Annotated in this window: 12 protein-coding genes; 4 read left to right on the top strand and 8 right to left on the bottom strand. The window is 66.6% G+C overall.

The genetic code is table 11. From position 1 onward, the window contains the following. Positions 1 to 9: 9 nt before the first annotated feature. From OHS16_RS15755 to dnaB, 3 genes are all read right to left on the bottom strand, one after another. A complete protein-coding gene (locus OHS16_RS15755; protein ID WP_328537845.1) occupies positions 10 to 1,395 on the bottom strand; it encodes a serine hydrolase domain-containing protein in 1,386 nt (461 codons plus the stop codon). Positions 1,396 to 1,607: 212 nt separating this feature from the next. Then, the gene (locus OHS16_RS15750) at positions 1,608 to 2,411 is read right to left on the bottom strand and encodes an inositol monophosphatase family protein (protein ID WP_328537844.1); all 804 of its coding nucleotides are present in this window, start codon (positions 2,409 to 2,411) and stop codon (positions 1,608 to 1,610) included. 557 nt (positions 2,412 to 2,968) lie between these two features. Continuing rightward, positions 2,969 to 4,444 carry a replicative DNA helicase gene (gene dnaB / locus OHS16_RS15745; RefSeq protein WP_328537843.1) on the bottom strand — a complete coding sequence of 492 codons (1,476 nt, stop codon included), beginning with the start codon at positions 4,442 to 4,444 and terminating at the stop codon, positions 2,969 to 2,971. Positions 4,445 to 4,867: 423 nt separating this feature from the next. On the opposite strand from dnaB, the gene OHS16_RS15740 reads away from it, so the two are divergent. Then, the gene (locus tag OHS16_RS15740; protein ID WP_328537842.1) at positions 4,868 to 6,205 is read left to right on the top strand and encodes an MATE family efflux transporter; all 1,338 of its coding nucleotides are present in this window, start codon (positions 4,868 to 4,870) and stop codon (positions 6,203 to 6,205) included. Between the two features lie 178 nt (positions 6,206 to 6,383). Here the strand turns inward: OHS16_RS15740 and rplI are convergent, their stop codons facing one another. The 4 genes from rplI to rpsF form a co-directional block, all read right to left on the bottom strand. Then, on the bottom strand, positions 6,384 to 6,830 hold the full coding sequence (rplI, locus tag OHS16_RS15735) for a 50S ribosomal protein L9 (RefSeq protein ID WP_328537841.1): 447 nt from the start codon (positions 6,828 to 6,830) through the stop codon (positions 6,384 to 6,386). Positions 6,831 to 6,848: 18 nt separating this feature from the next. After that, the gene (rpsR, locus tag OHS16_RS15730) at positions 6,849 to 7,085 is read right to left on the bottom strand and encodes a 30S ribosomal protein S18 (protein WP_003967857.1); all 237 of its coding nucleotides are present in this window, start codon (positions 7,083 to 7,085) and stop codon (positions 6,849 to 6,851) included. A gap of 42 nt (positions 7,086 to 7,127) precedes the next feature. Next, positions 7,128 to 7,727: a single-stranded DNA-binding protein gene (locus OHS16_RS15725; protein ID WP_328537840.1), complete on the bottom strand. Its 600-nt coding sequence runs from the start codon at positions 7,725 to 7,727 to the stop codon at positions 7,128 to 7,130. Positions 7,728 to 7,801: 74 nt separating this feature from the next. After that, the gene (rpsF, locus tag OHS16_RS15720; RefSeq protein ID WP_215093090.1) at positions 7,802 to 8,092 is read right to left on the bottom strand and encodes a 30S ribosomal protein S6; all 291 of its coding nucleotides are present in this window, start codon (positions 8,090 to 8,092) and stop codon (positions 7,802 to 7,804) included. A 267-nt stretch (positions 8,093 to 8,359) separates the two neighbouring features. Here rpsF and OHS16_RS15715 point away from each other — a divergent pair, with 267 nt between their 5' ends. The 3 genes from OHS16_RS15715 to OHS16_RS15705 all read left to right on the top strand — a co-directional run bounded on the left by OHS16_RS15715 (position 8,360) and on the right by OHS16_RS15705 (position 11,046). Beyond that, entirely contained in the window at positions 8,360 to 8,680 is a 321-nt protein-coding gene (locus OHS16_RS15715; RefSeq protein WP_328537839.1) for a hypothetical protein, read from the top strand. A 133-nt stretch (positions 8,681 to 8,813) separates the two neighbouring features. Next, positions 8,814 to 9,932, top strand: a complete 1,119-nt coding sequence (locus OHS16_RS15710) for a lipid II:glycine glycyltransferase FemX (RefSeq protein WP_328537838.1) — start codon at positions 8,814 to 8,816, stop codon at positions 9,930 to 9,932. A gap of 82 nt (positions 9,933 to 10,014) precedes the next feature. After that, a complete protein-coding gene (locus tag OHS16_RS15705) occupies positions 10,015 to 11,046 on the top strand; it encodes an alanine racemase (protein ID WP_328537837.1) in 1,032 nt (343 codons plus the stop codon). Positions 11,047 to 11,094: 48 nt separating this feature from the next. On the opposite strand, the gene OHS16_RS15700 is transcribed toward OHS16_RS15705, so the two are convergent. Continuing rightward, positions 11,095 to 12,597 (bottom strand): glycosyltransferase family 87 protein, encoded by a 1,503-nt coding sequence (locus OHS16_RS15700; RefSeq protein ID WP_443042623.1) that lies wholly within the window; start codon positions 12,595 to 12,597, stop codon positions 11,095 to 11,097. Positions 12,598 to 12,681: the final 84 nt, after the last annotated feature.

The raw sequence follows: 12,681 nt of genomic DNA, 5'->3' as shown, positions 1-12,681 counted from the left end.
CGCACAGCCTCATCGGCTCAGACCGCGCCAGCCGCCCTCGTCCACACCTCCTGGCACCGCCGCCGTCGGCTCGTACGGCTGACGGGTGAAGACGAACGAGCCCAGGTCAAGGTGACTCACCACCCCTTCCCGGCGCACCACCCGCAACTTCTCCCCTGCGTAGTAGCCGTCGAGCCCTGTCCACGTGCCGTCCGGCTCCGCCCGGAACCGGGACCTCCGGCCGCCTCCGGCCAGCGGCCCGAACTCCAGCCCGCCGTCGGACGCGAGCCGCAGACCCACCACCGTGGCGCCCCAGTACCAAGGCCCCGCCAGTTCCAGCAGCGCATGATCGGCCGCGGGCAGCGGGCGCCACGGCCGCGGCATCCGCGGCTCCGCTTCTGCCACGATCCGCACCAGATCCGCCGCCACGGTGCCGACCGCCGGTCCCGATGTGGCGTTCGCGAGTACCACCCCGGCCAGCCCGTCCTCCACGCTCACCCACAGGGCGGCGAGAAACCCGGGCAGCGACCCCGTATGCCCGGTCAGTGTCCGGCCGTCCCGGAGCGCGAGTTGCATGCCGAGCCCATAACCGCCGTCCCACTCACCGGCCTCAGGGGGAGCCGCCGGAGCGCGCATCTCACGCACGGATTCGGCGCTCAGCACCCGCCCGTCGCCCTCCGCGAGAAAGGCGGCAAACCTGCACAGATCTCCGGCCGTCGACCAGAGCTGTCCTGCCGCCGCCATCAGGCCCAGGTCCTCCGCCGGCTCGGGCAGCATCGCGTCCGCCCAGGGATGCACCGCCCACCCCCCGGCACTGGGCGCCTGCGGCTGAGCACTCGTGCGGTCCATTCCCAGCGGCAGGCAGATCTCATGCCGCACCACATCGGCCCACGACTCGCCCCGCAGCCTCTCCACCACCGCACCCAGCAGCGTGTATCCGGGGTTGGAGTAATGGTGGCGCCGGCCGGCCGGATGCAGCGATGGCTGCTCACCCAGCACCTCCGCGAATCCGGGGCGCAGTGCGCTCGGCGACCGCTCCCACCAGGCGCCCGGAGTCTCCGCCGCGAGGCCCGCGGTGTGGCTGAGCAGCTGAGCGATAGTGACTTCGCCGACGCCAGTGCCCGGAAGGTGCTCGTCCAGCGGATCCGAGAGATCGAGCAGCCCCTCATCCCTCAGGCGCATCACCGCAACCGCGGTGAACGGTTTGGTGATCGACCCGATCCGGTACTGCGTGTTCATGTCCGGCTCATGGTCGTCGACGCAACTGCGCGCACCGGACCACACCGGCTGTCCGTCCCGCATCACCGCACCCACCAGCGACGGTGAGCGGCCCTGCGACTGTGCGGTGGCCACACGGTGCAGCAGTGCACGCCGGGTGCCCGGAAGAAGATCATCAAGAAACTCTGAAGATGCCATGCTCGAGATCTACCCGAAGGGCTATCGGTCGTCGACCGGATATCGGAGCCCCCGGGGCCCCGTCTCTTACCGTTCGATGGGGCGCGAGGCCTTCATCCGCCGGGCCGTCGAACCTTACGGCCCGGCAGGGCAGAGAGATCCTCCGCACGGTGCCCGAAGAGATCCGGAGTCTTCCACGCCTGCTCTGCGAACCCGGCATCCACACCGGATTCTCAGGTGTGCATCCGACCGCGGATCATCGACATCAGCAGCCCGTGGGTATCGGCGTCGGCGGCCGCGACAACTCCGCGGCTCGCCTGCCCGATCGGGGCCCCGTCGATCCCGGTTACCAGGCAGCCGGCAGCCCTGCACAGAGCGATACCGGCGGCGAAATGCAGATTCCCGGACAGGTCGTGGCCGTCGGTGACGTATCCGGCGCGCTTTCCCGCGGCGACCCAGGCCAACGCCAGCGTCGTGGAGACGACTCGCGGCCGGAACTGCTCAACGAAGGCAGGGTGAGCCAGCAGGGTCACGGCCCGGAAGCCCGGCGCGCTCAGGAATGGCGGGTCCAGGTTGACGTCCACCAAGCGGGTGGCGGGCGTGGGCGCCAACTGCTCCTCCGCCCCGTCGTGCCGCACCCGGGCAGTCGCACCGTCGGTGAAGAAGACTTCCCCGCTGAAAGGATCGGCCACGGCTGCCGCTCCGCCGCGCAGCGCCACGTTGACGGCCACCAGCGTGCTGCCGACGGCATAGTTCAGCGTGCCGCACAGAGGGTCCACCAGCCACTGACGCACGGCATCGGAGGCCCCTTGATGACCGCTCTCCTCGCCAAGTACTGCGTCATCGGGCCGGGCGGCACGAATGACGTCGAGGATCGCCTTCTCGGCCGCGATATCGGCTGCGGTGGCGAAGTCTCCCGCACCCTTGTCGATGCGGGCGAGCCGCCGGCCGTACATCGTGTGCACCACGTCAGCGCCGGCGCGTGCCGCAGCTATCGCGACCCCGGCATCGTCGAGGCTCGCGTATGAGTCGATCATGACGTGCAGAGTATCGACGCCGAAGCCCATGCCCAAGGGCCGGACCCTATGGGCCGGAAGAGACGGAACGACGTTTCTGCCCACGGCTTCGCCCGCGTCACCCGGGCCGAACACCGCTTCCTCACCGGCTGCTTGGCAGTGCTGTCATCCAAGGGCACCACTTCGACCCACCCGCCTGTAGGCCCGCATTTGGAGTGTCCCGACACACCCTGATGACCGGGCCCCTTTCCTGACCGTCTCATTCGAGGGACACGGCATTTCTGTCTCACGATCTTGGCCCTTCGGCGCCACCTCCGGACGCCTCGGAGGGTTCGGTTCCGCTCTCTGTCGCCAGGCTTGACAGGGCGGACCCGGCGTTGCGGAAGCGCAGCTGCTGGCAGTCGGCATCCCGTCGGCGGAAGGGCTACTCGGGCAGCGGGCGTTCGTGGACCGGGATCAGCACTACTACGGGCGAACGGTCAGACAGAAGTTCGCCTCACTGTCCTGTCCCTTGGGCCAGAAAAGGGCCACCGTCAACGAGAAAGCGACATCGTAAATGCGGGCCTACAACCGCCGGATCAGGTCTGCGCCATATCAACGAACCGGGAGTAGTGGCCCTGGAAGGCCACCGTGATGGTCGCCGTCGGACCGTTACGGTGCTTGGCCACGATCAGATCCGCCTCGCCGGCACGGGGTGACTCCTTCTCGTACGCGTCCTCGCGGTGCAGCAGAATCACCATGTCGGCGTCCTGTTCGATCGAACCGGACTCACGCAGGTCGGAGACCATCGGCTTCTTGTCCGTCCGCTGCTCGGGGCCACGGTTCAGCTGCGAGAGCGCAATGACCGGCACTTCGAGCTCCTTGGCCAGCAGCTTCAGGTTTCGCGACATGTCCGAGACTTCCTGCTGCCGGCTCTCCGGACGGCGCGAACCTCCGGACTGCATCAGCTGCAGATAGTCGATCACAACCAGCTTCAGGTCCTGCCGCTGCTTCAGCCGCCGGCACTTCGCTCTGATCTCCATCATCGACAGGTTGGGCGAATCGTCGATGAAGAGCGGAGCCGCGGTGACGTCCGGCATCCGCCGTGCCAGCCGCGTCCAGTCCTCGTCCGTCATCGAACCCGATCGCATATGGTGCAGCGCCACCCGGGCCTCGGCCGAGAGGAGACGCATCGCGATCTCGTTGCGGCCCATCTCCAGGGAGAAGATCACACTCGGCAGGCCGGCCTTGATCGAACAGGCCCTCGCGAAATCCAGTGCCAGCGTCGACTTACCCATGGCAGGCCGGGCCGCGATCACAATCATCTGCCCCGGATGCAGGCCATTGGTCAGCGAATCCAGATCGGTGAAGCCGGTCGGCACGCCCGACATCTGGCCGCTGCGCGAGCCGATCGCCTCGATCTCGTCGAGCGCCCCCTCCATGATGTCGCCGAGCGGGAGATAGTCCTCCGATGTGCGCTGCTCGGTGACGGCATAGATCTCGGCCTGGGCCGAGTTGACAATCTCGTCGACATCGCCGTCGGCCGCGTACCCCATCTGAGTGATCTTCGTGCCCGCCTCGACAAGTCGGCGCAGCACGGCCCGCTCATGGACGATCTCCGCGTAGAACTCGGCGTTGGCGGCCGTCGGGACCGACTGGACAAGAGTATGCAGATACGGCGCGCCACCGACCTTCTTGATCTCGCCGCGCTTGACCAGTTCGGCAGCGACGGTGATGGGGTCTGCCGGTTCACCCTTCGCATACAGGTCGAGAATCGCCTGATAGACGGTCTCGTGGGCGGGCCGGTAGAAGTCCTGGCCCTTGATGACCTCGACGACATCGGCAATGGCGTCCTTGGAGAGCAGCATTCCGCCGAGCACGGACTGCTCTGCGTCGATGTCCTGAGGGGGCACCCGCTCGAAGGCCGGAGAGCCACCGTCCCAGGAAGCACTCTCCCGGCCTCGGTCATGCTGCTCACGGCCCCCACTGCCATCGCCGCGGCGCTGGCGGACGGGCAGACGGTCACCCGGAATGCTCTCGGTCCAGGGGTCGTCCAAGGGCTCGGGAATGCTCACCGGGCCACCTCCTCCCGTCCGCTCCGCGGACCTAGCCCTGCCAGTCCTTCTTACGGCACGGCACCGACAAACAAGAGGCCCGACTCCGCGAACGGCGCGTCGGGCGCCGGTCCACGGTAGGCCCGCAGACACCGTCCGCCAATCTGGTTATCCACAGGGCCTGTGGACGAAGGACCGCAGGCTGTGGAGAAGTCGCCGAATCCTGTGCACGGGTCGGGGGACAGCGCTGTGGACAAACTCATAACCTCGCCCCGGCTGCCCACCTGACCTGCCCTTTCATCATCCACCGGCTGTGGGGGAGAAAAACTTTCCCGGCTGGACCAAGATCACGACAAACAGCACACAGGTACGGCCGCACAGACAAGCCAAGTAAGGATCACCATCGCATTGCATCTCTTACCTGTGGAAGATTAGATTGAGCCCATGACACAGGCCCCCGAGGCATCGAAGCCAATTCGCGGACGACACGACCGGGAGATCATCTCGCTGGCCGTGCCCGCCTTCGGCGCTCTCGTCGCCGAGCCTCTCTTTGTGATGGTCGACAGTGCCATCGTCGGCCACCTCGGGACCCCGCAACTGGCGGGTCTGGGTATCGCGGCAGCCCTGCTGACCACCGCCGTGAGCATCTTCATCTTCCTCGCCTACGCCACTACCGCGGCCGTAGCGCGCCGTGTCGGAGCCGGTGACCTCCAAGCAGCCATCAGGCAGGGAATGGACGGTATCTGGCTGGCCCTGCTGCTCGGCGCTGCTGTCATCGCCGTGGTCCTGCCCGCCGCACCCTGGCTGGTCGGTCTTTTCGGGGCGTCAGGCGACGCCTCCCCGTATGCAGTCACCTATCTGCGAATCTCCAGCCTGGGGATTCCCGCCATGCTGGTCGTCATGGCAGCCACCGGCATCCTTCGAGGCCTCCAGGACACCAGGACACCGCTGTATGTTGCCGTCGCGGGTTTCGCCACCAACGCGGCTCTGAACGCAGCGCTCGTCTACGGCGCCGGCCTGGGCATCGCCGGTTCGGCCTGGGGCACCGTTATCGCCCAGTTTTCGATGGTCGCCGCGTATCTGGTGGTGGTCGTACGGGGAGCCCGGAAGCACAACGCCTCGCTACGTCCTGACGCCGCAGGCATACGAACCTGCGCTCAAGCTGGGGTTCCGCTCCTAGTACGTACGCTCTCGCTGCGCGCGGTCCTGCTGATAGCCACGGCCGTCGCGGCCCATATGGGCGATACCGATGTGGCCGCCCACCAGATCGTTCTCTCCCTGTGGAGCCTGCTTGCCTTTGCCCTTGACGCGATTGCCATCGCCGGCCAAGCCATCATCGGGCGCTACCTGGGGGCCGCCGACGCGAAGGGCGCGCGCGATGCATGCCGCCGCATGATCCAGTGGGGGATCGCGGTGGGAGTGGCATTGGGCGTCCTGGTCGTGGTTTCCCGGCCGCTGTTCGTGCCGCTGTTCACCGGGGATCGGGCAGTGCAGGAAGCTCTGCTGCCCGCCCTGATGGTGGTGGCATTGGCCCAGCCACTTGCAGGAGTGGTTTTCGTTCTGGACGGTGTGCTGATGGGCGCGGGTGACGGCCGATACCTGGCCCGGGCGATGCTGGTAACCCTGGCGGTCTTCACCCCGGCAGCGATGCTGGTGCCCACACTGGGCGGTGGCTTGACCACGCTGTGGTGGGCCATGGCACTCATGATGGCAGTCCGGCTGATAACTCTCTGGCTCCGCGCCCGTTCCGGTCGCTGGATCGTCACGGGTGCCACCCGCTGAACGTCGTTTCACGTGAAACCGGCACGCGCGGCAGCTAGCAGCTCCGGCCGGTGGACAAATATCCACCCGCAGAGCGGTCCAGGCTGCCCTAGGACAACCGCCGAAGCGCACAAACGGGCCATGAACGGAAATGGGCCGCACTCCGAAGAGTGCGGCCCATTCCATGCTCTGCACAGCGTTACGCGGCAACGACCTCGATGCCGAGCTTCGCGGCAACGTCGGCGTGAAGACGCACGGACACCTGGTGGGCACCCAGGGTCTTGATCGGCGAACCGAGCTCAACACGACGCTTGTCGACTACGGGTCCGCCGGCAGCCTTGATCGCCGCGGCGATGTCGGCCGGAGTGACGGAACCGAAGAGGCGGCCGGCGTCGCCGGAGCGAACAGCCAGACGGACCTTCACGCCCTCAAGCTTGGCCTTGACCTCATTGGCCTGCTCGATGGTCGCGATCTCGTGGATCTTACGGGCGCGGCGAATCTGCGCCACGTCCTGCTCGCCACCCTTGGTCCAGCGGATCGCGAAACCACGCGGGACCAGGTAGTTGCGGGCGTAACCGTCCTTGACGTCAACGACGTCGCCGGCGGAACCGAGGCCAGCGACCTCGTGGGTGAGGATGATCTTCATTTTTCGGTCACCCTTCCCTTATCGCGCGGTGGACGTGTAGGGCAGCAGCGCCATCTCACGGCTGTTCTTGACAGCCGTGGCGACGTCACGCTGGTGCTGCGTGCAGTTGCCGGTGACGCGGCGGGCACGGATCTTGCCACGGTCGGAAATGAACTTCCGCAGCATGTTCGTGTCCTTGTAGTCCACGTACTGGGTCTTGTCCTTGCAGAAAGCGCAGACCTTCTTCTTAGGCTTGCGCACAGGCGGCTTCGCCATGGTGTTTCTCCTGTGTGATCAAGAAGTGGGATACGGGCTGCCCTAGAAGGGCGGCTCGTCCGAGTAGCCGCCGCCGGAGCCGGAACCGCCGGAGCTTCCGCCCCAGCCGCCCCCGCCCTGCTGCTGACCGCCGCCGGCCGGCGCATTGGAAGCCCACGGGTCGTCGGCGGGAGCACCGCCACCGCCCTGCTGGCCTCCACTGGGGGCTCCGCCCCAGTTGCCACCGCCCTGCTGCTGACCGCCGCCGTAGCCACCCTGACCACCCTGACCGCCTCGACCTGTGGTCTTGGTGACCTTGGCCGTGGCTGTCTTGAGGCTGGGGCCGACTTCCTCGACGTCCAGCTCGTAGACCGTGCGCTTGACGCCCTCACGGTCCTCGTAGGACCGCTGCTTCAGCCGGCCCTGCACGACGACGCGCATGCCTCGCTGAAGCGACTCCGCGACGTTCTCCGCCGCCTGACGCCAGACCGAGCAGGTGAGGAACAGGCCTTCGCCGTCCTTCCACTCATTGGTCTGCTTGTCGAAGATGCGGGGTGTGGACGCGACACGGAACTTCGCGACCGCCGCACCGGACGGGGTGAAGCGCAGCTCGGGGTCGTCGACGAGATTGCCGACGACCGTGATGACGGTCTCGCCTGCCATGGGTGAACCTCTCGGCGGGGATTGCTGCTGGCTGCTTGTTGCTACTCGGACCCTGAGACTGCTGAGCTAGAAGCTCAGTGGGTCTCGGGGCGGAGGACCTTGGTCCGGAGGACCGACTCGTTCAGGTTCATCTGTCGGTCGAGCTCCTTGACGACCGCAGGCTCAGCCTGGAGGTCGATGACCGAGTAGATGCCCTCGGGCTTCTTCTTGATCTCGTAAGCGAGACGACGACGGCCCCAGGTGTCGACCTTCTCAACCTTTCCGTTGCCCTCACGGACGACGGAGAGGAAGTTCTCGATCAGCGGGGAGACAGCGCGCTCCTCGAGTTCGGGGTCGAGGATGACCATCACTTCGTAGTGACGCATGTGGAACCCACCTCCTTTGGACTCAGCGGCCACGGTCGTTCCGTGGCAGGAGGGTCGTGATGCGTAAGCAACGGTATCGGCGGGCACTGACAATCCACTTCCACGAGGAGAGGGGACTGCTTCCTGGCCTGGACAGACACCGGTGCAGACCGTACAGACTACCTGCACACACGCTTCCGGTTGAAATCCGGCGTCCAAGGGGCAGAATCACTACACGTGGGGTGTGTGCGGCGCTACTCTGTGCCGCCTTATGCCAGGAGGTGCCTCATGGCACAGGCAATGCGACCCAACTCTTCCCGCCATCTCTTCGCGTCGGACGGCAAGCCGCATCCGTTGCAGGACAGCCTCGCCGCCGTGACGCTGGTTCTCGGCCTGCTGGCCTTCGTCACAGGGGTCGCGTTCCACAGCCTCCATCTGCTCAGTTCCTGGACAGGGCTGGTGGGGATCCTCACCGGTGCGTACGGGATGTTCATCTCGATCACCACCCGGGAACGGTTTGTCGTGATCATCGGGCTCGGCGCCGCTGCGGTGGGCTTCTTCCTCGGCATGGCCCATGGCGGTCTCTTCGGCGGTGTGCTGGGCGACTGACGGCGGCTGCATGGTTCTCGCCGACGGCTTGCCCCATGCAGCCAGCCGGGGCGAACCCCGGCCGCAGTAGGCTTCGGCGCGAGAGCCGACGCCCCTGTACCCATGGGGACACGCCTGCCGAGGAGCGCCCCGCATGAGCCTGACCCTGAGGACCATCAGCCGAGAGCAGCATCTGGCGTACATCCAGAGTCTGCCCGCGGCGAGCCATTGCCAGGTTCCGGCGTGGGCGGATGTGAAGACAGAATGGCGCTCGGAGAGCCTCGGCTGGTTCGACAGGAACGGCCAGATTGTCGGGGCCGGGCTGGTGCTCTATCGCCAGCTGCCGAAGATCAAGCGCTACCTGGCATACCTCCCCGAGGGCCCGGTGCTCAACTGGTATGCGCCCAATCTCAACGAGTGGCTGGAGCCGATGCTCGCCCATCTCAAGGAACAGGGCGCGTTCTCGGTGAAGATGGGTCCTCCGGTGGTCATCCGCCGGTGGAACGCCGCTGCTATCAAGTCGGGAATTCAGGACCCGGACGTCAAGCGACTGCGCGACGTCGAGGCAACGCACATCGAGCCGCGGGCCTTCGAAGTGTCCGACCGGCTGCGGAAGATGGGATGGCAGCAGGGCGAGGACGGCGGGGCCGGCTTCGGCGACGTCCAGCCGCGCTACGTCTTCCAGGTGCCGCTGGCGAATCGCTCGCTCGATGATGTCCTCAAGGGCTTCAACCAGCTCTGGCGGCGCAATATCAAGAAGGCCGAGAAAGCCGGCGTCGAGGTCGTCCAGGGCAGTTACGACGACCTGGCGGAGTGGCAGCGGCTCTACGAGGTCACGGCCGAGCGCGATCACTTCCGGCCGCGCCCGCTCTCGTACTTCCAGCGCATGTGGTCGGTGCTGAACACCGAGGACCCGAACCGGATGCGGCTGTACTTCGCCCGCCACGAGGGTGAGAACGTAGCTGCGGCGACGATGCTGATCGTGGGCGGCCATGTCTGGTACTCCTACGGCGCGTCGGCCAATCACAAGCGCGAGGTCCGGCCGTCCAACGCGATGCAGTGGCGGATGCTCCGTGACGCCTACGCCATGGGCGCGACCGTCTATGACCTCAGAGGTATCTCCGATTCGCTGGATGAGACCGACCATCTCTTCGGTCTCATCCAGTTCAAGGTCGGCACCGGCGGCGAAGCCGTGGAGTACATCGGCGAGTGGGACTTCCCGCTCAACAAACTGCTGCACAAGGCACTCGATATCTACATGTCGCGCCGTTGAGAGCGATGATGGTTGCGTCGTCTCGTTCGTCCCGTTCATACCTCAGATACACCGCAGCTCCGAGAAAGGTTCCGGTCCGGCCATGGCGCTGACCCTCTATGTCGACACAGCACGCTGGCGGGCGCACCAGAAGTCCGTCCTCGATCAGTTCCCGGGGATCGTGCCGGTCTGCAAGGGCAATGGATACGGCTTCGGCCACGAGCGCCTCGCGGACGAGGTGACGCGCTTCGGTTCCGAGATCATCGCGGTCGGCACCACCTACGAAGCTGCCCGGATGAAGGACTGGTTCGGCGGTGATCTGCTCGTTCTCACGCCTTTCAGGCGGGGAGAGGAACCGGTGCCACTGCCGGATCGGGTAATCCGCTCGGTCTCGTCAGTGGATGGGGTACACGCGCTGGTGGGCGCACGCGTGGTCATCGAGTGCATGAGCTCGATGAAGCGGCACGGCGTTGCCGAGGAAGACCTGGGCCGGCTGCACGCGGCGATCGAGGACGTACGTCTCGAGGGATTCGCACTGCACCTGCCACTGGACCGCACCGACGGGTCCGACGCGGTCGAGGAGGTCATCGCCTGGATGGACCGGCTTCGCAACGCCCGGCTGCCACTGCACACCATGTTCGTGAGCCATCTCCGGGGTGAGGAACTGGCCCGGCTGCAACAGCAGTTCCCGCAGACCAGGTTCCGAGCGCGGATCGGTACCCGGCTCTGGCTGGGTGATCACGAGGCAACCCAGTACCGGGGTGCCGTCCTCGATGTCACGCGGGTGTCGAAGGGCGACCGGTTCGGCTATCGGCAGCAGCGGACGGCGTCCGACGGCTGGCTGGTGGTCGTCGCAGGCGGGACGTCGCACGGCGTGGGACTGGAAGCGCCGAAGGCGCTGCACGGCATGATGCCCCGCGCCAAGGGCGTCGCGCGCGCGGGCCTGGCGACGGTGAACCGGAATCTGTCGCCGTTCGTATGGGCCGGCAAGCAGCGCTGGTTCGCCGAGCCGCCCCATATGCAGGTGTCGATCCTTTTCGTCCCCTCGGACGCACAGGAACCACGAGTGGGCGACGAGCTGGTGGCGCACCTGCGCCACACGACAACACAGTTCGACCGGCTCCTGGACCACTGAAGAAGCCGCTGGCGGAGGGGCCCCGGTCAGCGCCGGGCCCCTCCGTGTCTAATCGCGTGCCGTACTTCCCCACTCGACCTGCTGACCTTCGAAGTGTTGCGCGGCATGCCGGGCCGGATGGGCAGCTGCGCCGAGCACGAAGACATCCTTCGCGCCGTCCAGGACACCCCCCGACGGATCGTCCGAGCCGTCCTTGCGCACGACGTCCCGTTCCGGCAGCAGAATGTCCCGGACGATCACCGCGCACAGGTACAGAGTGCCGATCAGATGAAGGGCGATGGCGAACTGATAGCCCTCCGGAGGCAGCCCCTTCGGCTTGTCACCGCCCATCGTGTAGGCGAGGTACATCCAGATACCCAGGAAGTACATGACCTCGCAGGCCTGCCAGAGCAGGAAGTCGCGCCAGCGCGGACGGGCGAGTGCCGCGAGGGGGACAAGCCACAGGACGTACTGCGGTGAGTAGACCTTGTTGGTGAGAATGAACGCAGCGATCACCAGGAAGGCGAGCTGGCTGAAGCGCGGACGGCGCGGGGCGGTCAGGGTGACGGCGGCGATCCCCCCGCACATCACGATCATCAGCAGCATCGCCCACATGTTGACGTTGCCCACGTCGAGCGGCTTTCCGGTGCGCTGAGTGATGATGAGCCAGAAAGAGCCGAAATCGACGCTGCGCTCCTGGCTGAAGGTGTAGAACTTCTTCCAGCCCTCGGGCGCGAGCAGCATGACCGGCAGGTTCACGACGAGCCAGGCCGCCGCTGCGCCGTAGACCGCCTTCCCGTACTCACGCCATGCCCCGGCGCGCCAGCAGAGGACCAGGAGGGGCCCCAGGATGAGCACCGGATAGAGCTTGGCGGCAGTTGCCAGACCGATCAGGATGCCGAAGGCGATGGGCCTGGACCGCGACCACATCAGCATCGCCGCGGCGGTAAGGGCCACTGCGAGCAGATCCCAGTTGATGGTGGCGGTAAGGGCGAAGGCCGGTGCGAGGGCTACCAGCAAGCCGTCCCAGGGGCGCCGCCGGTGGGTGCGGGTCACACAGACCGCGATGACGGCCGTGCAGATCAGCAGCATCCCCGCATTGACCATCCAGTAGATCTGCTCACGGTGCTGCATGGCGCCGCCGTGCGGGGTCAGCCAGGAGGCGACCTCCATGAAGACGCCGGTCAGCACGGGATACTCGAGGTATGACATATCGCCGTTGATGCGGTCGAAGTACGGCACGAGGTCGTCGGCGAATCCGCGCCCGACATAGAGGTGCGGGATGTCGGAGTAGCAGGCGTGGGAGTACTGGGAAGTGGCGCCCTGGAACCACGCCCAGTCGTAGCAGGGCATCTTCTGCACCATGCCGAGGGCGAACATCCCGATGGCGACCAGCGCGATGATGCGCACCGGCGTCAGCGGGCCGGCTCCGGTACGCGCCCATCGCCCGATGGGCCCGCCGAACAGCTCGCTGCCCGCCGCCGCGACATCGTCCTGCCGCGTGGGCCGCACCACGGGCTCTGTGGGCTTCTCTGCGGGCCGGTCCTCGTGCACGCTCGTCATGTCGCACATCCTGCCGTACCCGGCTGTGCAAACGTCGAGGGCCGTCACAGCCAGGTGCTGTGACGGCCCTCATGACGGGGACAGGCGCGGCGT

It is taken from the genome of Streptomyces sp. NBC_00344 (assembly GCF_036088315.1).
In the GTDB taxonomy this organism is placed as follows: Bacteria; Actinomycetota; Actinomycetes; order Streptomycetales; family Streptomycetaceae; genus Streptomyces.
This window is presented reverse-complemented; position numbering and strand designations above follow the sequence as displayed.